Below are 25661 nucleotides of genomic sequence, written 5' to 3' on the forward strand. Positions count from 1 at the left end.
GGCGCATGCGAGATGCGCCTATCCATTAACACGTTCGACTTTGGCGACGACCGCCTTCGCGCGCAGCTGGGCCAGGATCGCGCTGAGGTGCTTCAAGTCGTAGACTTCGAGATCGATCGTCGTCTCCGTGAAATCGGGCGAGCGGCGCTGCATGCTGATGTTGTCGATGTTGCCGTCGTGCTCGGCGATCACGGTCGCGATCTGCGCCAGCGCGCCGGGCTCATTGACGTTCTCGACCTTGATGCGGGCCGGGAAGCGCTGCGGAGCGGAATCCTCGATGTCCCAGCGGACGTCGAGCCAGCGCTCCGGCTCCTCCTCGAAATCCTTCAGGGCCGGCGCCTGGATCGGATAGATCGTGATGCCCTCGCCCGGCGTGACGATGCCGACAATGCGATCGCCGGGGACGGCGCCGCCGTTCGGCGCGAACTTCACCGGAAGGTCGGAATTGATGCCGCGGATCGGGATCGCGACCGGGCTGCGCGACTGTTCGGAGACCCCCTTCTCCTTGAGCTTGGCGGCAAGGCCCTTCTTGACGCCGTAGCGCGCGATGCGCTCCTCCTTGTAATCCGGGTACATCGCACGCGCGACATGGGAGGCCTTGATCTCGCCGCGCCCGACCGCCGCCATGACGTCCTCGATCGAGGTGCGCGCGAGCCGCGGCAGCGCGCCCTTGAGCTTGTCGTCGGCGTATTCAATCTTGGCGCGCTCGAACAGGCGCTCGACGATGCGCCGGCCGAGCCCGACATATTGGTCGCGCACCGCGGTGCGCGTGGCGCGGCGGATCGCGGCACGCGCCTTGCCGGTGACGGCGAGCGTTTCCCAGGCCGAGGGCGGCGCGGACTGCGCCTCCGAGGTCAGCACCTCGACCTCGTCGCCGTTCTGAAGCTCCGAGGACAGCGGCGCGAATTTGCCGTTGATCTTGCAGCCCACCGCGCTGTTGCCGACGTCGGTATGCACCGCATAGGCGAAGTCGATCACGTTGGCATGGCGCGGCAGCGCGATCAGCTTGCCCTTCGGGGTGAAGCAGAACACCTGGTCGTGGAACAGCTCGAGCTTGGTGTGCTCGAGGAATTCCTCCGGGTTCGCGCTTTCCGAGAGGATGCCGATGGTGTGGCGCAGCCAGGCGAACGCGTTGGACTCGCGCTTGAGGAATTCGGTCGGCGAACCCACGCCCTCCTTGTAGAAAACGTGCGCGGCGATGCCGCGCTCGGCGATCTGGTCCATCGCCTCGGTGCGGATCTGCAGCTCGACGCGCTGGTTGCCGGGGCCGATCACCGTGGTGTGGATCGAGCGGTAGTCGTTCTGCTTCGGCGTCGAGATATAGTCCTTGAAACGTCCGGGCACGACCGGCCAGGTGGTGTGGACGATCCCGAGCGCGCGATAGCAGGCCTCGACGTCGCTGACGACGAGGCGGAAGCCGAAGATGTCGGACAATTGCTCGAAGCCGACCGACTTGCGCTCCATCTTGGTCCAGATCGAGAACGGCTTCTTGCGCCGGCCATAGACCCGCGCCCCCAAGCCACGGTGGCGCAGATTGTTGGAGAGCTGGTCCTCGATCTCGCCGATCAGGTTGCGGTTGCGCTCAGCCAGCGCGTCGAGCCGCTGCATCACCACCGAATAGGCTTCGGGATCGAGGGTGCGGAAGGACAGATCCTCCAGCTCCTCGCGCATTTCCTGCATGCCCATGCGCCCTGCCAGCGGCGCATAGATGTCGAGCGTCTCCTCGGCGATGCGCCGGCGCGATTCCGTCGGCACGAAGTCCAGCGTGCGCATGTTGTGCAGACGGTCGGCGAGCTTGACCAAAAGCACGCGGACATCGTCGGCAATGGCCAGCAACAATTTGCGCAGATTCTCGGCCTGCTTAGCCTCCCGCGACACCAGCTCCAGCCGCTTCAGCTTGGTCAGGCCATCGACCAGCGCGCCGATCTCCGAGCCGAAGATCTGATCGATCTCGGCCCGCGTTGCCTCGGTGTCCTCGATCGTGTCGTGCAGCAGCGCGGCCACGATGGTGGCGTCGTCGAGCTTGAGGTCGGTGAGAATCGCAGCCACCTCGAGCGGATGCGAGAAATACGGATCGCCCGAGGCGCGGGTCTGCGAGCCGTGGGCCTTCATGGCGTAGACGTAGGCACGGTTCAGCAGGTCTTCGTTGGTGTTGGGATTGTAGGACCTGACGCGCTCGACGAGGTCATATTGACGCATCATCCGGGCGCGAGGCCTGGCGGGGCGCGCGACCGGCGCAGTCGGGGCCACGGCAACCGATTCGGTTGCGGCCTGCATCTGCGTGGATCTGCGGCGCCGATATACCATGCCGTCCTGCCTTCAAACGGGCTTGAGCCGGCCCGCTGCATACATCCTAACTCCGATCGCGCTCGTGTCCGATCAATTCAGTGACAGGGCCAAGCACCGACCGCAGCGCTATGGTAACCACGAAAAGGCCAACAAAAGCAAAGGCCCGAACGATCGTTCGGGCCTTTGATATGATCACAAGAAGAAGATGATCGCGATGGAGGAATTACTCGTCTTCCTCGGGCTGCTCCTCGGGAGGCGCGAGGCCTTCCAGGCCCTTCAGCAGCTCCTCCTCGGTCATGCGCTCCACGGCGACCTCGGTGTCGTCGGCATCGACGCTTGCCCCCGCGGAACCGATCAGCGGCACTGTATCCGGCTCGGGCTCGTCCACCTCGACGAACTTCTGCAACGAGTGGACCAGCTCCTCGCGGAGGTCCTCCGGCGAGATCGTCGTCTCGGCAATTTCACGCAAAGACACAACAGGGTTCTTGTCGTTATCGCGGTCAACCGTTAGTTGTGAACCGGATGAAATCATGCGGGCACGGTGGGCGGCCAGCAGGACCAAGTCAAACCGGTTGTCGACCTTGTCGATACAATCTTCTACGGTGACGCGAGCCATGGACTGTCGCTCCGTTGTGGGTGGGACGAAATATGTGGATGATTGGGGCTAGTTATAGGGGCCGGGACGGTTTCGCAAGACCATTTTGTGATTTGGCCTCGCCAAACCGCTCTGCTACCCCCACATTGGGGCTGGGACGGGTGGTTTTCCGGGCTGCCGTTGGGGCGGCCCCGGGGTGTATGCAAGTCCGCCATAACTATACCTTGATTGCCCCGACTTCTCCGGATTTGCGGTTTCGACGGGTTTCTGCGGCACTCTAGAACTGCGCGGCCTGTTGTCGCCGCGCCAACAAAAAACGATCAATCACGAACGCTACGCGAGCAAACTGAATGTCACCTTCTCCTACCAACAAGATCGCGCTCTTCATCGACGGGGCCAATCTCTACGCGACGGCGAAAACCCTCGGCTTCGACATCGACTACAAGCGCCTGCTGAAGGAGTTTCAGAGCCGCGGGACGTTATTGCGGGCGTTCTATTACACCGCCATCATCGAAGACCAGGAATACTCCTCGATCCGCCCGCTGATCGACTGGCTGGACTACAACGGCTACACGGTCGTCACCAAGGCGACCAAGGAATTCATCGACGCCTCCGGGCGCCGCAAGGTGAAGGGCAACATGGACATCGAGCTCGCCGTCGACGCCATGGAGCTCGCCGAGCACATCGACCAGATGGTGCTGTTCTCGGGTGACGGCGACTTCCGCTCCCTGGTCGAGGCCGTCCAGCGCCGCGGCGTGCGGGTCACGGTGGTCTCCACCATCGCCAGCCAGCCGCCGATGATCGCCGACGAGCTGCGCCGCCAGGCCGACGTCTTCACCGACCTCGTCGAGCTGCAATCCAAGCTCGGCCGCGATCCGTCCGAGCGCCCCGCCCCGCGTGACCGCGGCGAGCGTGGTGAACGCCACCACGCCCCGCAATTCCTCCAGCGCGCGACCACGACGGCGCCGAGGGGCGATGACGACTTCGAGGAGTGAGGCGGCCCGGTCAAGCCGCCAGCCTCTCACAATCGTTCCCGACCGTGACTGCCCGCTCTGCCCGCGCCTGGTCGCCTTCCGCGAGGCGAACCGCGCGCGCGAGCCCTCGTGGCACAATGCGCCGGTTGCGCCCTTCGGCGACATCAAGGCCCGCCTCCTGATCGTGGGCCTCGCCCCGGGAATGCAGGGCGCCAACCGCACGGGGCGGCCGTTCACGGGCGATTATGCCGGCGACCTGCTCTATGCCACGCTGATCGAATACGGCTTTGCGAGGGGCACCTATCAGGCGCGTCCCGACGACGGCCTGAAACTCGTCGACTGCCGGATCGCCAATGCCGTGCATTGCGTGCCGCCGCAGAACAAGCCGCTGCCGATCGAGATCAACACCTGCCGCCAGTTTCTCGTGGCCAATCTGGCGACGATGCCGAAGCTGCGCGCGATCGTCGCGCTCGGGCGAATTGCGCACGACAGCGTGCTCAAGCCGCTGAATTTGAAGGCCTCGCAAGCCCCCTTCGGCCACGGCGCGGTGCATCAGGCCGGCGCGTTCAGGCTCTACGACAGCTATCACTGCTCCCGCTACAACACGAACACCGGCGTGCTGACGCCAGACATGTTCAGATCCGTGTTCGCGAAGGTGAAGGCGGATCTCGATTAGCTAGAGCATGATCCGGAAAAGTGCGTAGCGGTTTTCCGAAAAGATCATGCTCAAACAATAAGCTAAAGCGCGATGACGATTCATCCTAATCGCATCGCGCCTTATTGACGGGATTTGCCTTGAGCCAGGCCAGCACGTCGCCGGCGTTCCGGTCGGGCGGAAACACCGGATAGAACACGTGCGTGATCCTGGCGTCGTCGATAACAAGCGCGAGGCGCTTGATCAGCGTCAGGCCCGCGACCTCCATGGTCGGCAAGTTCAAGGCGCGCGTCAGCGCCAGCTTCTCGTCCGAAAGCACCGGGAACGGCAGATGCAGGCGCGACGCCATCTCGATCTGATAGTCGTTGCTCTGGGTCGAGAGGCCGAACACATGCGCGGCGCCGGCGGCCTTCAGCTCGGCGTAGAGATCGCGAAAGGCGCAGGTCTGGGGCGTGCAGCCGCGCACTCCGGGGATCATGTCCCAATCGTCGACCAGCGCGATCTTGCCGGGCTCGCCGGTGCGGGGATAGGCGAACACCACGGTGCGGCCGCGCAAAGCCGACAGGGTGACCGATGTGTCGTCGGTCGCGAGCAGGCCAATCGGCGGCAACGTCATGCCTTCGAGATGCGCGGCGGCGCCATCGTCGGAAGGCGCGGGAATCTGGCTCCAGTCGACCTCGAGCAGGTTCCGTTGATTCATCTCGTCATCCCCTCGCCCGCAGCAGCCTGCCCTTCTCCCGGCTCCAGTCGCGCTTCTTCTCGGACTCGCGCTTGTCGTGCAGCTTCTTGCCCTTCGCAACCGCCAGCTGCAGCTTGGCCCGGCCGCGCTCGTTGAAGTAAAGCTTGAGCGGGATCAGCGTCATGCCCTCGCGGTCGACCGCGCCGATCAGCTTGTTGATCTGCCGGCGGTGGAGCAGCAGCTTTCGCGGCCGCTTGGGCTCGTGGTTGAAGCGGTTGCCCTGCAGGTATTCGGGAATGGTGGCGTTGATCAGCCAGATCTCGCCGTTCTTGGAATCGGCATAGGATTCCGCGATCGTGCTCTTGCCGTTGCGGATCGACTTGACCTCAGTGCCGGTCAGCGCAATGCCCGCCTCGATCGTGTCCTCGATGGCGTAGTTGAAACGCGCCTTGCGATTTTCCGCCATCACCTTGATCGGACGTTCGTTCTTATCGGCCATGACGGGCAAACCTGATCGAGATGCGCTCGGATTCTAACAGTTCGGATGAAGTGGGCGCGTCACTTCTTGAGGAGATCGCGGATCTCGGTCAGCAGCTCGACCTCGGCCGACGGCTTTGGCGGAGCGGCGGGCGCCGCCTCCTCCTTGCGCTTCAGCGTGTTCATGGCGCGGATCACCAGGAACAGCACGAAGGCGACGATGATGAAGTTGATCGTCAGCGTCAGGAAGCTGCCGTAAGCAAGTACTGCGCCTTGCTTTTTGGCATCCGCCAAGTTGGTGGCGGTGACCGCCTTCGACAAGGGGATGAAGTAGTTCGAGAAGTCGAGGCCACCGGTGACCGCGCCGACGATCGGCATGATGACGTCACCGACCAGCGAGGTGACGATCCCGCCGAAGGCCGCGCCGATGATGACGCCGACCGCGAGATCGACGACGTTGCCCTTCATGGCGAACTCGCGGAACTCCTTGAGCATCCGCGCGCCCTTTTCCTCCACGCTCATGAAAGGCTCCCCCGAACGGTAATGCGTCAGTTGACCAGGCCGGCGTGAACCATCGCGCTGCGCACCGCAACCCGCGTCGGCTCGGACACCGGAACCATCGGCAGCCGCAGCGTCTCGTCCAGCTTGCCGAGCAGCGACATCGCGTACTTGATCGGCGCCGGATTGCTCTCGATGAAGAGGTTGTTGTGCAGCGGCATCAGCTTGTCGTGGATCGCGAGCGCCGCCTTGGTGTCGCCCTTCTGCCAGGCGGCGTGGAACTCCGAGCACAGGCGCGGCGCGACGTTCGAGGTCACCGAGATGCAGCCATGGCCGCCATGGGCCATGTAGCCGATGATGGTGGCGTCCTCGCCCGAGAGCTGGTTGAAGTCCTCGCCCATCGCCGCGCGCTGCTGCGACACGCGGACCATGCTGGCGGTGGCGTCCTTGACCCCGGCGATGTTCTTCAGCTCCCACAGCCGCTTCATGGTGTCGACCGACATGTCGATCACCGAGCGCGGCGGGATGTTGTAGATGATGATCGGAATGCCGATCGCATCGTTGATCGCCTTGAAGTGCTGGTACATGCCTTCTTGCGTCGGCTTGTTGTAATAGGGCGTGACGATCAGCACGGCGTCCGCGCCCGCCTTTTCGGCGTGCTGGGAGAGCTCGATCGCCTCCTTGGTCGAGTTGGAGCCGGCGCCGGCGATGACGGGCACGCGGCCCTTGGCTTCAGCGATGCACCATTCCACGACCTTCTTGTGCTCGTCATGGCTGAGCGTCGGGCTCTCGCCGGTGGTGCCGACCGGAACGAGGCCGTTGGTGCCCTCGGAAATCTGCCAGTTGACCAGGGAGCGAAACGCCGCCTCGTCGAGCGAGCCGTTCTTGAACGGGGTGACCAAGGCGGTGAACGACCCTCGGAATTTCGTCTTGGCTGCCATGGACTTCCTCCGTACGCGGCGATCTCTTGAGCAAGCCCCCTTCATATCGGGTCTATCCGGCCGGTAAAAGACCCGGGGTCGGTGCCAGGCTGGGTTTAGGCCGCGATTTTGCCGCGGTGCTGGTGCAAATCGGCCCGAGGTAAGCGGCTGTTGGTATTTTCTCCGCATATTCAAGCAAATTCAGCTAGGTCTTGAGCCACTTCACTGATTCGGGGCGACGAAACGCCGTGACCTCCTTTGCATCTGCCGCGTGGCGATCCCTGGGTATGGCATTGTGCCTGATGGCCGGGCTGTCGATGGACTGTGCCGCATTCGCCAAGTCCAACGAGACGGCCGCGGAGACCAAGGATCCCGCCAAGCCAGCAGCCAAGGACGCCGCGAATGGCTCGGCCAAAGGATCAACCAAGGAAACGGCGAAGGATACAGCCAAGGGAACCGGCAAGGACGCCGCGAAGGCCGCAAAGGGTACGCCTGGCACCCCCGCCAAGGACGCCGCGAAGAAGCCGGACGCCGGCAAGAACGCCAGCAAGGAACCGGCGAAGGACAAGCCCAAAGACAAACCCAAGCCTGCGGCCACCGCTCCCGTTGCCACGGCACCTGCTTCCGCGCCGAAGGCAGCGCCGACTGCGAGCGGCGCGCCGCCCAAGGCAGCCCCCGCCCCGGCCGTGACTGCCACCGTCAAACCGACTGCGCCGGCCCCAGCCAGACCGGCCGCAGCTCCCATACTGGCGCCTGCAACGCGCCAGCATGCAGCGCCGCGCAAGCCGGTCATCCCGGCCGCCGTCGCTGCGACGTCGTCGACGTCGCAGGCTGACAAGGACACCCTGGAGAGCGTCATCGAGCTCGTGCGCAAGCGCAAGGCCGGCGACGCCACCAATGCCGCGGCCGGCATCTCCGATCCGGTCGCGCGAAAGCTCGCCGAATGGATCATCCTGCGCAGCGAGGACAACGGCGCGACCGTGGAACGCTATCGCGCCTTCCTCTCAGCCAATCCGAGCTGGCCGTCGCAGACCTTCCTGCGCCGGCGGCTCGAGGCCGCGATGTGGGACGACAGGCGCGACGAGTCGGTCGCGTGGTCGTGGTTCGAGAACGAGTCGCCGATCTCCGCCAAGGGACGCTTCACACTCGCCAGGGCGATGCTGGCGCGCGGCGACCGCGCCAATGCCGAGCGGCTGGTGCGGGACGCCTGGCGCGCCGATCCGATGTCGGAGGACACCGAGAACAACGCGCTCGACCAGTTCGGCGCCCTGCTCACGCCGGGCGACCAGAAAGCGCGGATGGACAACCTGCTCTACGGCAGCGAGAACGAGGCGGCGCTACGCGCCGCCAAGCGTCTCGGCGCCGGCTATGTCGCGCTCGCCAAGGCCCGCATCGCCGCGGTCAAGAAAGCGCCGAACGCGCGGGCGCTGCTCGATGCCGTGCCGCGCGAGCTGCACGGCGATCCAGGCTTCATCTTCAGCAAGATCCAGCTGCTGCGCCGCGAGGAGAAGTTCACTGAAGCCGCCCAGCTGATGCTGTCGGCGCCGAAGGATCCGGGTCGCCTCCACAATCTCGACGAATGGTGGATCGAGCGGCGCCTCCTGGCCCGCAAGATGATCGACACCGAGGAATTCCGCAGCGCCTATCTGATCGCGCGCGACGCCGCCCTGCCCTCGCGCGACATCTACAAGACCGAGCAGGAGTTCACCGCCGGCTGGATCGCGCTGCGCTTCCTCAACGATCCCGCGACCGCCGCCCAGCATTTTGCTCGCATCGGCGTCGGCAGCGTCAATCCCACCGCGCTGGCGCGTGCCGGCTATTGGCAGGGCCGCGCTGCCGAGGCGATGGGCCGCCAGCAGGAGGCACGCAATGCCTATGCGCGGGCGGCCGAGCAATCGACCAGCTATTACGGCCAGCTCGCGCGCGCAAAGCTCGGCCTGCCGCAGATCGAGCTCAACAGCCAGCCGCGCGGTCGCGGCGCCGAGCGGCTCGAGATCGTGCGCGCCGCGCAACTGCTCTACGAGCTGGACGAGCGCGAGTTCGCGATACCGCTGCTCGCCGACATGGGCGAGAACGGCGATCCCGAGGCGCTCGCGGGCCTCGGCGAGCTCACCCAGCGCTACAGCGACGCGCGCGGCATGCTGCTGCTCGGCAAGGCCGCGCTCAACCGCGGCCTCCCGTTCGACTTCTACGCCTACCCCGTCAACGGCATCCCTCAGTTCACGCCGATCGGCCCCGAGGTCGAACGCAGCATCATCTATGCGATTGCGCGGCAGGAGAGCGCGTTCAACCCGTCGGTGGTCTCGCCGGCGCAGGCCTACGGGCTGATGCAGGTGACGCCGGATGCCGCCCGCTACGTCTGCAAGCGCCACGGCGCAACCTACGACCTGGGGCGGCTGAAGAACGACTCCGTCTACAACGCCACGCTCGGCTCGGCCGAGCTCGGCGGACTGCTCGAGGATTATCGCGGCTCCTACATCATGACGTTCGCCGCCTACAATGCCGGCCGCGGCAGCGTGAAGAAGTGGGTCGAGCGTTACGGCGATCCGCGCGACCCCAAGGTCGACGCGGTCGACTGGGTCGAGCTGATTCCGTTCTCCGAGACGCGCAACTATGTGCAGCGGATCATGGAAAACCTTCAAGTCTACCGCGCCCGTTTCGGCGGCGGCACCCGCTTGCAGATCGAAGCCGATCTGCGCCGCGGCGCGGTCAGCGTGCAGTAGCGGCGCGTCGATGGGCCGATAGTTGCTAGTGGGGAAGGCGTCGGAACGATTCGTCGATAGCAGCAACGTGGGCATGAATTTGAACAGGCGTTCCCACGCACCAGTTAGCCTATGCCTCGCGAGTCTGAAGACGTGCCATGTCGCGGTGGTCGGTGCCTTGCTGTTCGCAGCTGTGATCACGTCGGGTCTCGCGACCGGTAGCCCGCCCGCCTTCGGCAACAACCGCCATCCTGCCCAGCCCCAGGCAACCGGCATCCAGGACCGCTATTGCCTACAGGGGGCGGCGTCGGGGTTATCCAGGCAACTGTCAGTTTTCCACGTACAGCCAGTGCATGGCGACCACGTCGGGCACGATGGATGGCACGGTTTGAACCCAATCGTACACCTTCCGGGAGTGGAAGGGGCCGAGCTGGTAGTCTGATCGCTCTTCGCCGACATTCCGTCGCGACGCGACAAGGTCCGCACGTCGGACGAAGTCGCGCCTCAAAAGAAAACCCCGGCAGTTTCCTGCCGGGGTCCGTCGATCAACTTAACGTCGATCTTAGAAGTTGCGCTGAGCGCGCAGGAGCATCTGCAGGTTGCCCTGATCCTTCAGCTCGTAGGTGGCTGCGGGCTTGGCAACAGCCAGGTTGGCCGTGTTGGCGCCCGTGACAACGCCAGAGTGCTTCTGGTCGAGCCAGACGTAGCTCACGTCAGCCGTGAAGGCGAGGCCCTTGACCGGAGTCCAGACCAAGTTGCCGCCGATAACCGCAAGGTTGAAGTCGGGGTTACAGGTCGAGCCAGCGGCGGGGGCCAGAGCAGCAGCGAAGTTGGCGCAGATCAGAGCCTTGCTTTGATCGCCGTAGCGGAGCGAAGCATAAGCACCGTAGATGCCCGACGCCCAGTTCGGGGACCAGTTGTGAGTATAACCACCGCGGAAGCCCCAGGTCTTAACGGTCTCGATACCGAGACCGGAACCGAACACGCCATCAGCGATACCGGCGAAGCCGATGCTCTGATAAGCGATGCCGCTGCCGCCGTAGATGAAGATGGTCTGCGGGAACAGGCTCTGGAAGTTGTACCGCGAAGCACCGTCGGTGTAGACCGCCTGCAAGTTGATCGAGTCACCCGCGCCGGTCGGGATGTTCTTGATCGACAAGGCACCCTGCACCGCCCAGCCCCACTTGTCCGACGGATGACCCGTGAGCTCCGTCGTACCGTAATAAGCCGAGTGGAGTTCGTGCGCCGCCGCCGAGATCTGGAACAGACCCCAAGCCTGATCGACACGAACCTGACCGACGATGTCGGGCATGCGCGTGCCACCCCAATCGTTGACACCGTAGATGCCCTGGATGAAGGCAGCGCCCGCAGCCGCAGTCGAGGCGAAGCCACCAACTGCACCGGCAACGCCCGTCACGCTCGCGTTCCAGAGGTTGGACTGGCCGCCAGCGGCGGTCGTCATATCCTGCAACGCGACCGAACCCGTGATGCCCTGGCCGAAATCAGCCGTGTAGGCGACCTGGTTCACACCGGTGACGTTGTTGCTGCCGCCCGGAAGGAAGTCGGGACCGCCAGCCGGATAGCTCTGCCACGGTGCGTCGAAGATCGAGACGGTGCGGCCGAAGGTGAAACCAGCGAACTGGATGAACGCATGGTAGAGGCCGAGCGAAGCCGAACCGGTCGAGAAGGCAGACGGGGCGCTGCCGGTCACCGACGTGGCATCCCAGCTGAAAACCGTATCGGCGTAGGTGCGGACCACGCCGTACTCGGTTGCCGTGCGGGTATCGATGGTGAAGTCCAAACGAGCGCGGGTCTGGTAGTAGTTGTCCAGACGGTTGTTGGCGCCGCCGGGAGCACCCTGGCCAATGCCGTAGTCGCTGTTCGTGTTAAACAGCATGTCGGCACGCAGATAGCCGCCGAACTTGATGCAGGTGTCGGTGCCCGGGATGTAGTAGAATCCAGCACCGTACAGGGAGCAGATCTTCACGTACTCGACCGCCTTGGCCTTCACGGGGAGATCGGCTGCCTGAGCTCCGCCCACGGCGATCAGACCCGCCGCTGAGCCGAGCAAAAGGCTCTTAACCAACTTCATGTTAAACCTCCAAGTTGCTCTTCAGGGAAGGTCACTGACCGGACGGCCAATTCCCCAACCCCCTCTAAATCACCGCTTTCGGCCCCTTCGCGTCTTCGGACACACCCGCATGAACGCGAGGGACTTAAGCGAATGACCTAAACGGGACGACCTCGGGATGCCCCCCTCCGTCGCTCAGTCACAATTACCGAACGTCCTTGCACACACAACAAGAGAACGCTCCGAAACGGGCCGGTGCAGCGTGTTTTCCAACGGGTGTTGCACAAATAACACGCAGATGTGATCAAACCGCTCTCGTAACACGTTGTTTACATTGAAGTTTTCGAAGCGGTTCCAAATGCCATCAAAGTTCCGCACATGAGGCGCCGCGCGCGAGAGCTCGGCTTGAGCCAGCTTTGAGGCGCTCGAATCGTGGAATCAGAAGGAGACTCAATGGGCAGGCATCGACCGCCTCCCCGCCGCGCAATCTGACGCAGGCAGCCTGCAAATACCTCCGCCGTCCGGGGCTCGCCATCACTCTCTATATGGAAGTCACGCTGGCGGGATAATCGGGCCGGACAGCTCGGCGAGCGAGGACGCAGAGGTGCTAGTCCTTCTTTGCACCTTTGAATTTCCTCGAAAAATCAGCGCCACGCCCTGATCCGAGCGCAAACCCGTCTCGTTTCGCAAATCACTGGGAATATTCGAGCGAAAACACGCGCTTCCAAATTGACCAGCCCGAGCAAATAGATGCATAAGGCTCGCACCGGAGAGGTGGCCGAGTGGCTGAAGGCAACGCTTTGCTAAAGCGTCATACGGTCTCAAGCTGTATCGAGGGTTCGAATCCCTCCCTCTCCGCCACCCGGCAGCAGAATCCCCGGAAGCAGAATCAAGGTCGCTGCGCGCGTCCAGCGGAAGGCGATGGGCGACGCCGGTACGAAAGTTCCGCACAAGGATGAGGGCGGCGAGCCCGCGCGATTCGCGCGCTCCTTATATATGTGAGCCACCACCTAAATGCCGGATCGCCAGACCCGCCAATGCGAGGGCGCTATCAGCACGGCCTCATCGGCCCAAACATTGAACCAGATGCCGCCCTTACGCCGGCATGGAAAGGACCATGGCACAATACCTGTTTTGTGCAGACGCCCGAGTTCCAGGTCGCACTCGTCGGGAGCGATCTGAATCGGCAGCCATCGTCCATTCGTAGCCTGGTTGCTCATGCCGTCGGATTCTAGGCGACGCCATGAAGAAGAAACTTGCTCCAGCGCAAGCGCGTCCGCCCGTGCGAATGAGCGCAGGCGGCGCGGCCGTTGTTCTCGCCGGCAAAGGTGACTAGAGTTTTTGCACCATTTCGCCCGAGCACAGACCCCCCTACGTCGGGTCGAGAACCCATTGCATGTCGCAACAAGGCCGCAACAAGGGAGCCTCGGCCCCCTCCTCACTCCATCCGTCAGCTATTCTGGACCAGGCAATTGCGGCGCACCGTTCGGGCAATCTGTCGGAAGCGGAACGGGCCTACACGACCATTCTGAAGGGAAGCAGAACGCATGCCGTCGCGCTCCATATGCTGGGGCTGTTGCACGCCCAGCGCGGCCATTTTGCGGATGCCGAGCCTTTGCTGAAGAAGGCTGCACGCGTCGACCCCGGCAATCCCGACGTTCTTTTCAACTATGCCAACGTGCTGCGCGCGCTGGACAAGCCGGACGATGCGCTCGTCTGGCTTGCGAAAGTAATCGCCCTGGCTCCGAACTTCGCGGACGCGCATCTCAATCGCGGAGCGATCCTCATTGCACGGCAGCAGGTTCGCGACGCCATAGCCGAGTTTGATCGCGCCATTGCGATCGCACCGTCGAGCGCCGCGTTCGCCAACCGAGGCAGCGCGTTGCAGCAGCTTGGTCGACTCGAGGAAGCGCGTGACAGCTACGCCCGCGCCATCGAGCTTGCACCGGCCGACCCACAGAACCATTTCGCGTTGTCTGAGGTTCTTGGCCAGCTGGGGCGAGACGACGAAGCGATCGTGGCTCTGGAACGAACGGTCGCACTTGATAAGACGTTCCCGTTTGCGCTGAGCAACCTCGTTGCTTGCAAGCGGAAGCGCGCCGACTGGAGCAGCTTCGAACGTGAACAGGCCACCATGGAAGACGCTGCCGAGGCAGGCGTGCCGGTCGACCCCTTCACCTTCTTTCATGTCTCCTCATCGCCTGCACGCCAATTGACCTGCGCGAAGGCCTATGTCGCCAAGGTGACCCCCGACGGGGGTGCCGCCAGGCCCGGAACGCCGAGACCGGCGTCCCGGCTCCGGGTCGCGTACATGTCGGCCGATTTTCGCAGTCATGCCACCGCGTATTTGATGGCCGGAATCTTCGAGGCGCACGACCGCGAGCGCTTCGACGTCACCGCTATCTCCCACGGGCCCGACGACGACAGCCAGATGCGCAACCGCCTGAGGGCCGCATTCGAACGTTTTGAAGATGTCAGCGATCTCGCCGACGAGGACGTCGTCAAGCTGATCGGCCAGCTCGGGATCGAGGTTCTCGTCGATCTCGGCGGCTTCACCGCCGGTGCGCGGCCGAAAATCATTGCGCGCCGGCCGGCTCCTATCCAGGTCAGCTATCTCGGCTTTCCCGGCACGATGGGCGCCCCCTATGTCGACTATCTCATGGCCGACCGGATCGTCATCCCCGAAGCAGAGCAGACTTATTACGCCGAGAAGGTGATCTATCTTCCCAATAGCTACCAGGCGACCGACGCGAAGCGACCGCTCCCGTCAAATCCACCGAGCCGGAGCCAGCTCGGACTGGCGGACGATGCGTTCGTCTACTGCGCGTTCAACAGAAGCCCCAAGATCACGCCCCCGTTGTTCGGCGTCTGGATGCGGCTGCTCGACAAGACCCCCGGAAGCGTCCTTTGGCTGCTAGATGGTGACCCGGTCGCCACGGAGAATCTGAAGCGCGAAGCCGTTGCGCGGGGGATTGTCGCCGAGAGAATCGTGTTCGCTCCGCGCGTCCCTGCTGAGGAGCATTTGGCGCGGCACCAGGTCGCCGATCTGTTCCTGGACACATTGCCCTACAACGCCCACACCGGGGCCAGCGACGCCCTCTGGGCCGGCTTGCCGGTCCTGACGTGCCTTGGGACCACTTTTGCCGGACGCGTTGCAGCCAGTCTCCTGAACGCCGTAGGCCTTCCCGAGCTGGTGACGCGATCACTGGAGGAATATGAGGCTTTGGCACTTCGAATCGCGCACGATTCCGAACTTCGCGTCGCGCTCAGGAGCAAGCTGGCGGCGCGCCGGACCACTTGGCCGCTTTTCGATACTGTCCGCATGACGCGGGATATCGAAAAGGCATTCGACGAAATCTGGCGCAGGCATTGCGCGGGCGAAGCGCCGGCCTCGTTTGCCGTGCAAACCTCGACCTGAAGCCGCCTCGGCGCGGTGGCGCCGCCCGGTCAAGGTCCGGTTCCCAAGCGAAGTGACGCTCAGTGCGCGCAGACCCAGGCTCTCGCCTCGCGCTGCGCGACGGAGATCTCGGCCTCCGACATCTGCCCGGCGATTTCCTGGCGCAGCGCCACGGCGTCCTTGCGGCCCTTCAGCGCGGCGAGATTGAACCATTTGTGCGCGGCGACGAGATCAACGATGCCGGAGCGGCCGCTCGCCCAATAGATCCCGCGCTCGAACAGCACGTCCGAGAGCGCGCTCGCATCGACCGGCGTTGCCGTCTCCAGATCGAAAGTACCCTGAAACATCACGCATCCCCTTTGTTCTTATGCCGCCCCGTCCGCCGAGCGCGGCTCCCGTCCAACCTCTGATGTGCATGACCCTTCCCGGGATCGTGCACTATTCAACTCTTCCCCATCGCCGTTAGCCGGCTTGTTGAAGGCGATGATGGCGGGCAAATTTGAATGGCAGTTTAAGCATCGCGATGAAGCAGACGTAAACGCGGGCGCGCGCCTCCTGCGCCGAGAATTCAAGAAGTCCATGATTCGCAGGGACTTCTGTCATTCGTCAGATTCGGTTTACCCTGGGATTTCAGGACATCGATAACCATCGCGCGCGGTGGCGCAGGTCATGTGGTTGCTTTTCTTCAACTGGCGTCACCCGCGCCCTCGCTACGCCAAGGCTTCCACGGTATGCGGTCTCGGGCCGCCGAAGCGGCGAAGGTGGCAGGCGGGTGACCCAGTATTCCAGCGGCCGCAATCGTTCCACGACAAGCCGCGCGTGCTGGATCGGCCCGTCGGAGCCGGGCGGCGACACCGCTGGGCGAAACGGCGCGCGATCACGCCACGGGCCGCCTTGCCTCTCCAAGCCAAGCCGGCATGACAGAAGCGCGCTCGGACGCGACGCGGTCAAATCAACGATGTGAGGGAGAGGAATGCCGGCAATGCCCCGGCTTCAAGGGAATGAGGGCGTCGGCGAACACGTCAGGACCAGATTCCACTTTGGCCCGAAGGCCTGTCGTGAAATTGCGGAGCCCGTTTGAGGAGAACCGCACCGAACGAAGAAAACTCGTTTCTTCTGCCGGACCGCGAAAGAGAACGGTCCGACCGTTGACCTGATGTCTCGCCGACACCCTCTATCGTCGACCAGAACCTCTAGGAGGCGCTGATGACGTGCCGGCTATCTGGAGCCGGCAACTTCAGAAGCGAAGTTACTTCTTCTTCTTCGCGACCTTGCGGGTCTTCTTCGCAGTCTTCTTCACTGCGCTCTTCGCCTTCTTCGCCTTCTTCGCTTTCTTGGCCATGTTGCCCTCCGATGTGTGAGATGGCTTTAATCGCTGCGTGCACTCGGGGATCGAATGCACTTCATCCCGAATACACCAACACGAAGAAAAAAACAGCTTCTCGCTTAAAGAAGTGTTGACGCAGCAAGGCGCCTGCGCTTGGCGGGCGCGACGCAGGCGCTTCGTACGACGTGCACTTGCGATCATGCAGAGCGCGCGCATCGTCGACATTCGCGAACGATGCGACTGCACAAAAACACTATGCAGCAAGTATTTTTTCGCGCGCGTGCATCGCGCGCGACCAACGCAGCGATGCGCATCGACAATCGTGCGGTCGTCTCGCAAAGGCGCTTCGCGGACTCTGAGTCGCGACTTTTGGCAACGAAAATATTTTCATGCTTAACGGCGCAGGCGCTCGCCGGAGCGCGTTCAAACCGCCGTTTCGGGCGAATCGCGCGGCGGCGATTCGCCCGCCGCATCGCCGTCGATCGGGATGAAGTTTGCCGTCGAGGATGCGCGAGAGCGTCGCACCGGGAGCCGAAAGCGAGGTGACGAAACGTGTCCGTCACCTCGCTCGAACGTGAGGCTCAGACGCCGAGCTTGGACTTGAGCAGGTCGTTGACGCTCTGCGGGTTGGCCTTGCCGCCGGATGCCTTCATCACCTGGCCGACGAACCAGCCGAGCGATTGCGGCTTGTCCTTCACCTGCGCCGCCTTGTCGGGATTGGCCGCGATGATGTCGTCGACCACCTTTTCGATCGCAGAGAGATCCGTGACCTGCTTCATGCCGCGGCTTTCGACCAGCGCGCGGGGATCGCCGCCTTCCTGCCAGACGATCTCGAACAGATCCTTGGCGATCTTGCCCGAGATCGTACCCTCGCCGATCAGGTCGACGATCGCAGCCAGCTGCGCGGCATCGACGGGCGAAGCCGTAATATCCCGGCCTTCCTTGTTGAGACGGCCGAACAGCTCGTTGATCACCCAGTTCGCCGCCATCTTGCCGTCGCGGGCGCGACTAGCAAGCTTGTCGAGCACCGTCTCGTAGAACAGCGCGCTCTCGCGCTCGGCGACCAGCACGCTCGCATCATAGGCCGACAGGCCGAAATCGGCGACGAAGCGCGCCTTCTTCTGGTCCGGCAGCTCCGGCAGCTTCGCCTTCAGCGCGTCGACGAAGTCCTGGCTGAACTCCAGCGGCAACAGGTCGGGGTCGGGGAAGTAGCGATAGTCGTGCGCCTCTTCCTTCGACCGCATCGAGCGCGTCTCGCCCTTGTTGGGATCGAACCGGCGCGTCTCCTGCTCGATCTCGCCCCCGTCCTCCAGGATCTCGATCTGGCGCCGCGCTTCATACTCGATCGCCTGGCCGATGAAGGCGATCGAGTTCATGTTCTTGATCTCGCAGCGGGTGCCGAGCGGCGCGCCGGGCCTGCGCACGGACACGTTGACGTCGGCGCGCAGGGATCCCTTCTCCATGTCACCGTCGCAGGTGCCGAGGTAGCGCATGATCGAGCGCAGCTTGGTCACATAGGCCTTGGCCTGCTCGGCGTCGCGGATATCAGGCTTCGAGACGATCTCCATCAGCGCCACGCCAGAGCGGTTGAAATCGATGTAGGACAGTGACGGCGACCGGTCGTGCAGCATCTTGCCGGGATCCTGCTCCAGATGCAGCCGCTCGATACCGATGGTGGCCGTCTTGCCGCCGTCGAGATCGATGATCACCTCACCCTCGCCCACGATGGGCGATTTGTACTGGCTGATCTGGTAGCCCTGCGGCAGGTCCGGATAGAAATAGTTCTTGCGGTCGAACACCGAGCGCAGGTTGATCTGCGCGTTGAGGCCGAGCCCGGTCCGGACAGCCTGTCTGACGCATTCCTCGTTGATGACCGGCAGCATGCCTGGCATCGCGACGTCGACCAGCGAGACGTGGCTGTTCGGCTCGCCGCCGAAAGCGGTAGACGCGCCCGAGAACAGTTTGGCGTTCGAGGTCACCTGGGCATGGATCTCCATGCCGATGACCATCTCCCAGTCACCAGTTGAGCCCTTGAGAAGCTTGTGCGTGGCCGTGCTCATGTCCTGCTCCCGAGCAGCGTGGCAGCGATCCGCTCCCACTCCGCTTCCAATGAATCCTTTGCCGCCGGCTGGCCGGCCTGGCGGTACCAATAGCCGGCATTGCCGAGATCGCCTTCGACGCGGTGCAAATAGGCATGCACCCAGGCGGCCTCGCGGCTGCTCTCGTCCTGAACGATCTTGTGCGCGCGGTCCCAGTCGCCCTTCGCCGCCCACCACAGGCCGGCGAGCGGCGCGTTCAGGTCCGGCGCGGGCGCCGCGCCACTGATGCTCGCGATGAAATCGGCGACATTCACCACCACCTCGCGGGCGTGAAGCGGCCGGCGGCCTGCTCGATCACCTCGCCGAGCGAGAACAGCGTCTCCTCGTCGAACGGACGGCCGATCAGTTGCAGTCCGAGCGGCAGGCCCTGCGCGTCCTTGCCGGCGGGAACTGCGATGCCCGGCAGGCCCGCCATGTTCACGGTCACCGTGAAGATGTCGTTGAGATACATCTCGACCGGGTCGGCGCCGCCCTTCTCGCCGATGCCGAAGGCCGCCGACGGCGTCGCCGGGGTGAGGATGGCGTCGACGCCTTTGGCGAAGCAGTCCTCAAAATCCTTCTTGATCAGCGTGCGCACCTTCTGCGCGCGCAGGTAATAGGCATCGTAATAGCCGGCCGAGAGCACGTAAGTGCCGATCATGACGCGGCGGCGCACCTCGGCGCCAAATCCCTCCGCACGGGTGTTCTCGTAGAGCTCAATGATGTTCTTACCCTGCTCGCGCAGGCCGTAGCGCACGCCGTCATAGCGCGCCAGGTTGGACGAGGCCTCTGCCGGCGCCACGATGTAATAGGCCGGCAGCGCGTATTTGGTGTGCGGCAGCGACACCTCGACCAGCTCGGCACCGGCCGCCTTCAGCCACGCCGCGCCCTCACTCCACAGTTTCTCGATCTCGGCCGGCATGCCGTCGAGGCGATACTCCCGGGGGATGCCGATCTTCATGCCCTTCACGGACTTGCCGATCGCCGCCTCGTAGTCCGGCACGGGGATATCGACCGACGTCGTGTCCTTGGGATCGTGGCCGGCCATCGAGCGCAGCAGCATCGCGGCATCGCGTACGCTGCGCGCGATAGGGCCCGCCTGGTCGAGCGAGGAGGCAAAGGCGACGATGCCCCAACGCGAGCAGCGGCCATAGGTCGGCTTGATGCCGACGGTCGCGGTGAACGCGGCCGGCTGGCGGATCGAGCCGCCGGTATCAGTCGCGGTCGCGCCCATGCAGAGCAGCGCCGCCACGGCCGAGGCCGAGCCGCCGGACGAGCCGCCCGGCACCAGCGTGGTGTTGCTGCCCTCGCGCCGCCAGGGATTGCCGACGGGGCCGAAGCACGAGGTCTCGTTCGCCGAGCCCATCGCGAACTCGTCATTGTTGAGCTTGCCGAGCATCACCGCGCCGTCGCGCCAGAGTTGCGAGGTGACGGTGGACTCGTAGGTCGGCACGAAATTGCCGAGGATCTTCGAGCACGCCGTGGTGCGCACGCCCTTGGTCGCGAACAGGTCCTTGATGCCGAGCGGGATGCCGGCGAGCGGGCCCGCATCGCCCTTGGCGATCTTGCTGTCCGCCTCGCGCGCCATGGCGCGCGCCTGATCCGGCGTCTCCATCACGAAGGCGTTGAGCACGCGCGCTTTCTCGATCGCGGAAAGATGCGCATCGGTCAGCTCGAGCGACGTGAAAGTTTTTGCCGCGAGACCCTTGCGGGCCTCGGCGAGCGTCAGCGATATCAAATCGGTCATTTATTGATCGGGCTGCAGAAGAACGGAGACAGGGTCTTGTCGTCGGCCGGGTCGTCCTTTTTGGCGGCGGCTTTCGCGGCCGCCTCGAGCTCGTCGAGCACGGCATTGACGGCGACATTGGGGTCGGCAGCCTTGCCCTGCCGCTCCATCTTGTCGAGGTAGTTCATGTAGGCCTGATAGGCCTTCTCATCGTCGCAAAGCAGGCACATCGGACCTAACCTGTTTATTCAACGACCTTCGGCACCAGGAAGAAGTGACCTTCGGTCGCGGGCGCGTTGGCAACGATATCGTCGGCGATCCCGCCGTCGTCGACCACGTCCTGCCGCTTCTTCATCTGCATCGGGGTGACCGAGGTCATCGGCTCCACGCCCTCGACATTGACCTCCGAGAGCTGCTCGACGAAAGCGAGCATGGCGTTGAGCTCGCCCTGCAGATGCGGAACCTCGCCCTCGGAAACCGCAATGCGCGCCAGATGCGCGATGCGGCGGACGGTAGCGGCGTCGACGGACATTATATAAGGCCTCTTACGGCAAAACCTATGTGCCGTATAGCAGAGGCCGGTTTTGCGCCGCAACCGGCGCTTCCCCCTATCCGGCGAGGGCCTTCATGCGCCCCAGCGCCGATTTGGCGAGATCCCGGGTCAATTCGGCGGCGGGAAGCTCGCGGCCCAGCGCAACGGCCTGCCCTGCCCAGAGATTGGTGAAATCCACCCTGCCCTGCTTTTCGGCAGCCGCTTTCAGCGGCCCCAGCGCCGTCGCGGCGTGGGGAAACGGCGGCGCATCCGGCGAGATCGGACCGGCCTCGCGCATCAGCCGGTTCTGCACCCCGCGCGCAGGCCGGCCGGTCATGACATTGGTGATGACGGTGGAATCGTCCCGCGCCTCGGCAAGCGCCTTGCGGCCGCCCGCGCTGAGCTTGGATTCCGGGCAGCGCAGATAGGCGCTGCCGATCTGCACGCCGGCGGCACCGAGCGCGAAGGCTGCGGCAATGCCGCGTCCGTCGGCGATGCCGCCCGCCGCGATCACCGGCACCTTCACGGCATCGACGACCTGCGGCACCAGCGCGAAGGTGCCGGGCTGCTCGGCGATCTTGTCAGTCAGGAACATGCCGCGATGGCCGCCCGCCTCGGCACCTTGCGCAATCACGGCATCGACGCCGTGTTCTTCCAGCCAGACCGCCTCCTTAACCGTCGTCGCGGACGAGATGACGAGGCAACCCGCCGCCTTGACGCGCCGCAGCAGCGCTTGCTCCGGCAGGCCGAAATGGAAGCTGACGACCTCCGGCTTCAGCTCCTCGACCACTTCGCAGAACGCTGCATCGAACGGCGCGCGGTTCGCAGCCGCGATCGGCGCGGAGGGATCGAGACTGTGCTCGGAATAGTACCCCGCGAGCCGCTGCTTCCACCGCGCCTCGGCTTCGCGCGTCAACTCGACCGGCGTGTGGCAGAAGAAGTTCATGTTGACCGGCGCCTTGACGCGCTGGCGGATGAGACCAACCTGCTCGCGCGCCTTCTCCGGCGAGATCATCGCACACGGCAGCGACCCCAGCGCCCCGCCCTGCGCAGCCGCAATCACCAGCTCCGCATCCATCACGCCAGCCATCGGCGCCAGCACGATCGGAAATTCGGTCTTGAAGAGATCGATCAGTCGACGGTCAGGCCACATGATGCTTGCCTCGCATTCGCTCTTCCCTCTCCCCTTGTGGGAGAGGGTGGATCGCCGCGATAGCGGCGAGACGGGTGAGGGGTTTGCATCCGCGGAAGCAGACCTCTCAGATTTGACTTCACTCTCCGCGGAAAGAACCCCTCATCCGGCGCTGCGCGCCACCTTCTCCCACAAGGGGAGAAGGAAGAACACCTCTCGCTGAATTCCGGCGTCCTGCCAGCAACTGCTCCGCCTCCGCCGCAATCCGCTCGACGATCTCCGCCGCCGGTGGGATATCATGAATCAACCCAACCGCCTCGCCGGCGATCACGGCCGCGACATCGAAATTGCCCGCCGCCCTTGCTGCCGCATACTCGGAAGCGACTGCGGCAACATTCTGCATCAGCTCGACCTCGCGGCCGATCCAGCGCTTGGCATGATCGTTGACCAGGCACCGCCCGGTAAACGGCGCCGGCCAGACATTGTTGCGGGAGAGATCGAAGAGGATGCCGCGCACGGTCGAACCGGAGTTCGCCGCGCAGATGCGGCGCTTGGCCTCCTCCGCACCGTCGGCCTCCTGGCTGGCATAGAAGCGCGTGCCGAGCAGCACGCCGCTCGCGCCCAGCATCATCATGGCCGCGAGGCCGCGCCCATCCGCGATGCCGCCAGCCGCCACCACTGGAACGCGCCCCGCGACGAGATCGACGATGGCGGGCACGAGATCGACAGTGGTGCGCGAAGCGCCATGACCGCCCGCCTCCGTGCCTTGCGCAATCAGGATGTCAGCACCGGCATCGAGCGCCTGCCGCGCCATCGCTTCGTCCTGCACCTGGCAAATCAGGCGCGCGCCGGCGGATTTGATCTTGGGCGCGAACGGCGCGGGATCGCCGAACGACAACATGATCGCAACTGGTTTTGCAGCGAGCGCGACATCGAGAAGCTCGGGCCGCTTGGCGAGGCTCCAGGTGATGAAGCCGATCCCGAACGGTGCACTGAGGTCGGCGAGCTTCGCCGTCTCCTGCTCCAGCCAGACCCGTTCGCCATAGCCGCCGCCAAGAATGCCGAACCCGCCGGCGCGGCTCACCGCCGCGACCAGGCGGCTGCCGGCAATGACATCCATCGGCGCCAACAGGATCGGATGCTCGATCCCCAGCAGCGTGGTCAGCGACGTCGTCATCGGCATACGGCTCCTCCCCGATCTGGACAGCGAGACTAGGCGCGACTAGCATTCTCGAAAATTGAATTGTTGCGAACGCTGCCATCTCAAAAGCGAAACGACACCATGGAACTCAGCGATATCAAGACCTTCGCCGCCGTCGCCCGCACCGGCGGCATCACCCGCGCCGCCGAAGAGCTCAACACCGTGCAGTCGAACGTCACCCAGCGCGTGAAGGCGCTGGAGGCGGAGATCGGCACGCCGCTGTTCGAGCGGCACTCGCGCGGCATGACGCTGACCGGCGCCGGCAAGCGCCTCCTCCCCTATGCGCAAAAGATGGCAGCGCTGTCGCGCGAAGCCTTGCTCGCCGCGCGCGACGATGGCGAGCCGAAAGGACCGCTCGCGATCGGATCGATGGAGACCACGGCAGCCGTGCGATTGCCGCCGCTGCTCGCCGATTTCCACCGCCGCTTCCCGGCCGTGCGCCTTTCGTTGCGCACCGCGCCGACCGCCGACCTCGTCGCCCTCGTGCTCGACGGCACGCTTGACGGCGCCTTCGTCGCTGGACCCATCACGCATGACGACCTCACCGCGACGAGCGCGTTCCGCGAAGAGCTGGTGCTGGTCAGCGCGCGCCGCTGGGCCTCGCTCGCCGAGCTGCGCGCCGGCACGCCGGAGTCGGGTCCGACCGCGCTGGTGTTCCGCACCGGCTGCACCTATCGCCAGCGGCTCGAACAGATCTTCGTCGAATTCGGCTGGCCATCGGCGGCGCGCTTCGAGCTCGGCACGCTCGACGGCATGATCGGCTGCGTCGCCGCCGACATGGGCGTGACCCTGCTGCCGCGCGCCGTCGTGGAACGCAGCGCGATGAACGGCGCCGTCGCCGTCCACACGCTGAGCCCGTCACATGCACGTGTCGAAACACTCTTCATCCAGCGCCGCGCCGGACATCAATACAGCGCGCTGAGCGGTTTTGCCGATTGCCTGAAGAAGGACGAGGACGTCATCGCGGCATGACGGAGCGCCAACGTTCCACGCCACGAAATTCGTCACAAATCCATCGCGTTTGAATCGATCCGCGCTGCGTGCTGCCATCGCAGCGCAGCACTTCGAAAAGCTTTGAAGCCCGCGCTTCTTCTACGTTAGGATGAGTGACTGGCCAGCGCGAAACCATAAACGAAGCCAAACACCGGCAGAAAACATCGGGAGGACTATTGATGCGCAATACGCTCGTGTTGTGCTGCGTCGCTGCGTTGTCGGCGATTTCAGGAACTGCAAGCGCACAGGACTGGACCAAATCGAAATGGGGGCCGAACGACGAGATCGGCGCCGCCAACTACATGACGCCCGAGCTCGTTGTGAAGGCGGCATCGCTGGTGAAGACCGGCAAGACCTACGCCCTCGGCATCCCCGTCACGCCGCAGACGCCCGCCTACCCGCCGCGCACCTTCAAGCTCACCATCGTGCAGCCCGGACAGGCCGGCACCCCGGGTCTCGGTCCGAACAAGGCCACTTACAACGATGACATCCTCGACAGCTGGGTCGGCATCGGCAGTCAGCTCGACGGGCTCGGCCATCTCGGCGTCGAGCACGTCTACTACAACGGCAACAAGCTGGCCGATTTCGCCGATCCCAATGGCTTGAAGAAGCTCGGCATCGAGAAGGTGCCGCCGATGGTCGCCCGCGGCGTGCTGCTCGACATGGCCGCCTATTTCAAGACCGACGTGGTGAAGGAAGGCACCGCCTTCAACGTCAAGGAGATCGAGGAAGCCGCCAAGCAGCAGAACGTCGAGATCCGCCAGGGCGATGTCGTCATCTTCCACACCGGCTGGCTCAGCCTGATCGGCAAGGACGACAAGCGCTACTCGGCCGGCGAGCCCGGCCTCGGCGTCGAGGGCGCGAAGTACCTCGCCGGCAAGGGCGTCGTCGCGGTCGGCGCCGACACCTGGGGGCTCGAGGTGTTGCCGTTCGAAGGCAAGACCGTGTTCGAGGTCCACCAGATTCTGCTCGCGATGAACGGGACCTATATCCTCGAGAACATGGACACGGCGGCGCTCGCGCGCGACAAGGGCTATGAATTCCTGTTCGTGCTGGGCCAGCCGCGCTGGACCGGCGCCGTGCAGGCCATGATCAACCCGATCGCGATCCGCTGAGCTGAAAACCGGGCGAGGAGCCGCTTGCCGCGCGGCAGGCCCCTCGCCCACCCCTCCGTCACCGCGGCCTCACCTGCCACCGCCGCAATGCCACGATGGCCCAGATCGCCTCGACCAGGCCGAACGGCCAGGCGCCTTGCAGGAAGCCATAGGCCGACCCCAGCGCGCAGGACGCCGCGAACAGCAGCACGAACCAGTGGCTGCGATCCTCCAGGGCATAGCAGACCAGCATCGCCGTCACGGCAAACAGGCCGAATAGTGTCAGTGCATCCATGGTTATCAGTTCACCCCGCAGCGCGA

At 64.3% G+C, this 25661-nt stretch carries 22 protein-coding genes, 1 tRNA gene and 1 pseudogene; 8 read left to right on the forward strand and 16 right to left on the reverse strand.

Features of this window, described 5'->3' with window-relative positions; translation table 11 throughout:
• Positions 1-18 precede the first annotated feature (18 nt).
• A complete protein-coding gene (locus tag I6F09_RS03710) occupies positions 19-2307 on the reverse strand; it encodes a bifunctional (p)ppGpp synthetase/guanosine-3',5'-bis(diphosphate) 3'-pyrophosphohydrolase (protein ID WP_036015037.1) in 2289 nt (762 codons plus the stop codon).
• A 205-nt stretch (positions 2308-2512) separates the two neighbouring features.
• On the reverse strand, positions 2513-2905 hold the full coding sequence (rpoZ, locus tag I6F09_RS03715; protein ID WP_007603391.1) for a DNA-directed RNA polymerase subunit omega: 393 nt from the start codon (positions 2903-2905) through the stop codon (positions 2513-2515).
• Between the two features lie 329 nt (positions 2906-3234).
• On the opposite strand from rpoZ, the gene I6F09_RS03720 reads away from it, so the two are divergent.
• Positions 3235-3879, forward strand: a complete 645-nt coding sequence (locus I6F09_RS03720) for an NYN domain-containing protein (RefSeq protein ID WP_036015038.1) — start codon at positions 3235-3237, stop codon at positions 3877-3879.
• Positions 3860-4534: a uracil-DNA glycosylase gene (locus tag I6F09_RS03725; protein WP_036025518.1), complete on the forward strand. Its 675-nt coding sequence runs from the start codon at positions 3860-3862 to the stop codon at positions 4532-4534. Before I6F09_RS03720 ends, I6F09_RS03725 begins: the two co-directional genes overlap by 20 nt.
• Before the next feature lie 85 nt (positions 4535-4619).
• Here the strand turns inward: I6F09_RS03725 and I6F09_RS03730 are convergent, their stop codons facing one another.
• From I6F09_RS03730 to dapA, 4 genes are read right to left on the reverse strand one after another with little or no spacing between them, the layout of a single operon-like run.
• Complete coding sequence (locus tag I6F09_RS03730) at positions 4620-5213, reverse strand: peroxiredoxin (protein ID WP_225187487.1); 594 nt, start codon at positions 5211-5213, stop codon at positions 4620-4622.
• A gap of 4 nt (positions 5214-5217) precedes the next feature.
• Entirely contained in the window at positions 5218-5691 is a 474-nt protein-coding gene (gene smpB / locus I6F09_RS03735) for an SsrA-binding protein SmpB (RefSeq protein WP_025036727.1), read from the reverse strand.
• Between the two features lie 59 nt (positions 5692-5750).
• Positions 5751-6164, reverse strand: a complete 414-nt coding sequence (gene mscL / locus I6F09_RS03740; protein WP_036025563.1) for a large conductance mechanosensitive channel protein MscL — start codon at positions 6162-6164, stop codon at positions 5751-5753.
• A 53-nt stretch (positions 6165-6217) separates the two neighbouring features.
• Positions 6218-7108, reverse strand: coding sequence for a 4-hydroxy-tetrahydrodipicolinate synthase (gene dapA / locus I6F09_RS03745; protein ID WP_036015047.1), 891 nt, complete (start codon positions 7106-7108; stop codon positions 6218-6220).
• A 281-nt stretch (positions 7109-7389) separates the two neighbouring features.
• On the opposite strand from dapA, the gene I6F09_RS03750 reads away from it, so the two are divergent.
• Both I6F09_RS03750 and I6F09_RS03755 read left to right on the forward strand, forming a co-directional pair.
• Positions 7390-9810 (forward strand): lytic transglycosylase domain-containing protein, encoded by a 2421-nt coding sequence (locus I6F09_RS03750; RefSeq protein ID WP_225187757.1) that lies wholly within the window; start codon positions 7390-7392, stop codon positions 9808-9810.
• Positions 9811-9955: 145 nt separating this feature from the next.
• Positions 9956-10181: pseudogene (locus I6F09_RS03755) on the forward strand (DUF3551 domain-containing protein).
• Between the two features lie 170 nt (positions 10182-10351).
• On the opposite strand, the gene I6F09_RS03760 reads toward I6F09_RS03755, so the two are convergent.
• A complete protein-coding gene (locus tag I6F09_RS03760) occupies positions 10352-11881 on the reverse strand; it encodes a porin (protein WP_036015052.1) in 1530 nt (509 codons plus the stop codon).
• A gap of 747 nt (positions 11882-12628) precedes the next feature.
• Between I6F09_RS03760 and I6F09_RS03765 the strand changes: the two genes are divergently transcribed.
• Positions 12629-12721 (forward strand) — tRNA-Ser (locus tag I6F09_RS03765).
• A gap of 535 nt (positions 12722-13256) precedes the next feature.
• On the forward strand, positions 13257-15278 hold the full coding sequence (locus tag I6F09_RS03770; RefSeq protein WP_225187488.1) for a tetratricopeptide repeat protein: 2022 nt from the start codon (positions 13257-13259) through the stop codon (positions 15276-15278).
• 59 nt (positions 15279-15337) lie between these two features.
• On the opposite strand, the gene I6F09_RS03775 is transcribed toward I6F09_RS03770, so the two are convergent.
• The 8 genes from I6F09_RS03775 to I6F09_RS03810 form a co-directional block, all read right to left on the reverse strand.
• The gene (locus I6F09_RS03775) at positions 15338-15604 is read right to left on the reverse strand and encodes a hypothetical protein (RefSeq protein WP_036025525.1); all 267 of its coding nucleotides are present in this window, start codon (positions 15602-15604) and stop codon (positions 15338-15340) included.
• Between the two features lie 1561 nt (positions 15605-17165).
• Positions 17166-18644, reverse strand: coding sequence for an Asp-tRNA(Asn)/Glu-tRNA(Gln) amidotransferase subunit GatB (gatB, locus tag I6F09_RS03780; protein WP_225187489.1), 1479 nt, complete (start codon positions 18642-18644; stop codon positions 17166-17168).
• A complete protein-coding gene (locus tag I6F09_RS03785; RefSeq protein ID WP_085974545.1) occupies positions 18641-18943 on the reverse strand; it encodes a hypothetical protein in 303 nt (100 codons plus the stop codon). Before I6F09_RS03785 ends, gatB begins: the two co-directional genes overlap by 4 nt.
• Positions 18934-20409, reverse strand: a complete 1476-nt coding sequence (gene gatA, locus I6F09_RS03790; protein ID WP_225187490.1) for an Asp-tRNA(Asn)/Glu-tRNA(Gln) amidotransferase subunit GatA — start codon at positions 20407-20409, stop codon at positions 18934-18936. Before gatA ends, I6F09_RS03785 begins: the two co-directional genes overlap by 10 nt.
• Positions 20406-20618 carry a hypothetical protein gene (locus I6F09_RS03795; protein ID WP_109143519.1) on the reverse strand — a complete coding sequence of 71 codons (213 nt, stop codon included), beginning with the start codon at positions 20616-20618 and terminating at the stop codon, positions 20406-20408. The genes gatA and I6F09_RS03795 overlap by 4 nt, the downstream gene beginning before the upstream one ends.
• A 14-nt stretch (positions 20619-20632) precedes the next feature.
• Complete coding sequence (gene gatC / locus I6F09_RS03800; RefSeq protein ID WP_036025530.1) at positions 20633-20920, reverse strand: Asp-tRNA(Asn)/Glu-tRNA(Gln) amidotransferase subunit GatC; 288 nt, start codon at positions 20918-20920, stop codon at positions 20633-20635.
• A gap of 76 nt (positions 20921-20996) precedes the next feature.
• Positions 20997-22073 carry a nitronate monooxygenase family protein gene (locus I6F09_RS03805; RefSeq protein ID WP_036015068.1) on the reverse strand — a complete coding sequence of 359 codons (1077 nt, stop codon included), beginning with the start codon at positions 22071-22073 and terminating at the stop codon, positions 20997-20999.
• 118 nt (positions 22074-22191) lie between these two features.
• A complete protein-coding gene (locus I6F09_RS03810) occupies positions 22192-23235 on the reverse strand; it encodes a nitronate monooxygenase (RefSeq protein ID WP_225148414.1) in 1044 nt (347 codons plus the stop codon).
• A gap of 99 nt (positions 23236-23334) precedes the next feature.
• Here I6F09_RS03810 and I6F09_RS03815 point away from each other — a divergent pair, with 99 nt between their 5' ends.
• Both I6F09_RS03815 and I6F09_RS03820 read left to right on the forward strand, forming a co-directional pair.
• Positions 23335-24225: a LysR family transcriptional regulator gene (locus I6F09_RS03815; RefSeq protein ID WP_036025534.1), complete on the forward strand. Its 891-nt coding sequence runs from the start codon at positions 23335-23337 to the stop codon at positions 24223-24225.
• Positions 24226-24425: 200 nt separating this feature from the next.
• Complete coding sequence (locus I6F09_RS03820; RefSeq protein WP_036025535.1) at positions 24426-25361, forward strand: cyclase family protein; 936 nt, start codon at positions 24426-24428, stop codon at positions 25359-25361.
• 58 nt (positions 25362-25419) lie between these two features.
• Here I6F09_RS03820 and I6F09_RS03825 read toward each other — a convergent pair whose 3' ends face one another.
• The gene (locus tag I6F09_RS03825; RefSeq protein ID WP_036039246.1) at positions 25420-25635 is read right to left on the reverse strand and encodes a hypothetical protein; all 216 of its coding nucleotides are present in this window, start codon (positions 25633-25635) and stop codon (positions 25420-25422) included.
• Between the last annotated feature and the right edge of the window lie 26 nt (positions 25636-25661).

This window comes from Bradyrhizobium sp. IC3195, from assembly GCF_020193585.1.
Classification (GTDB): Bacteria; Pseudomonadota; Alphaproteobacteria; order Rhizobiales; family Xanthobacteraceae; genus Bradyrhizobium; species Bradyrhizobium yuanmingense.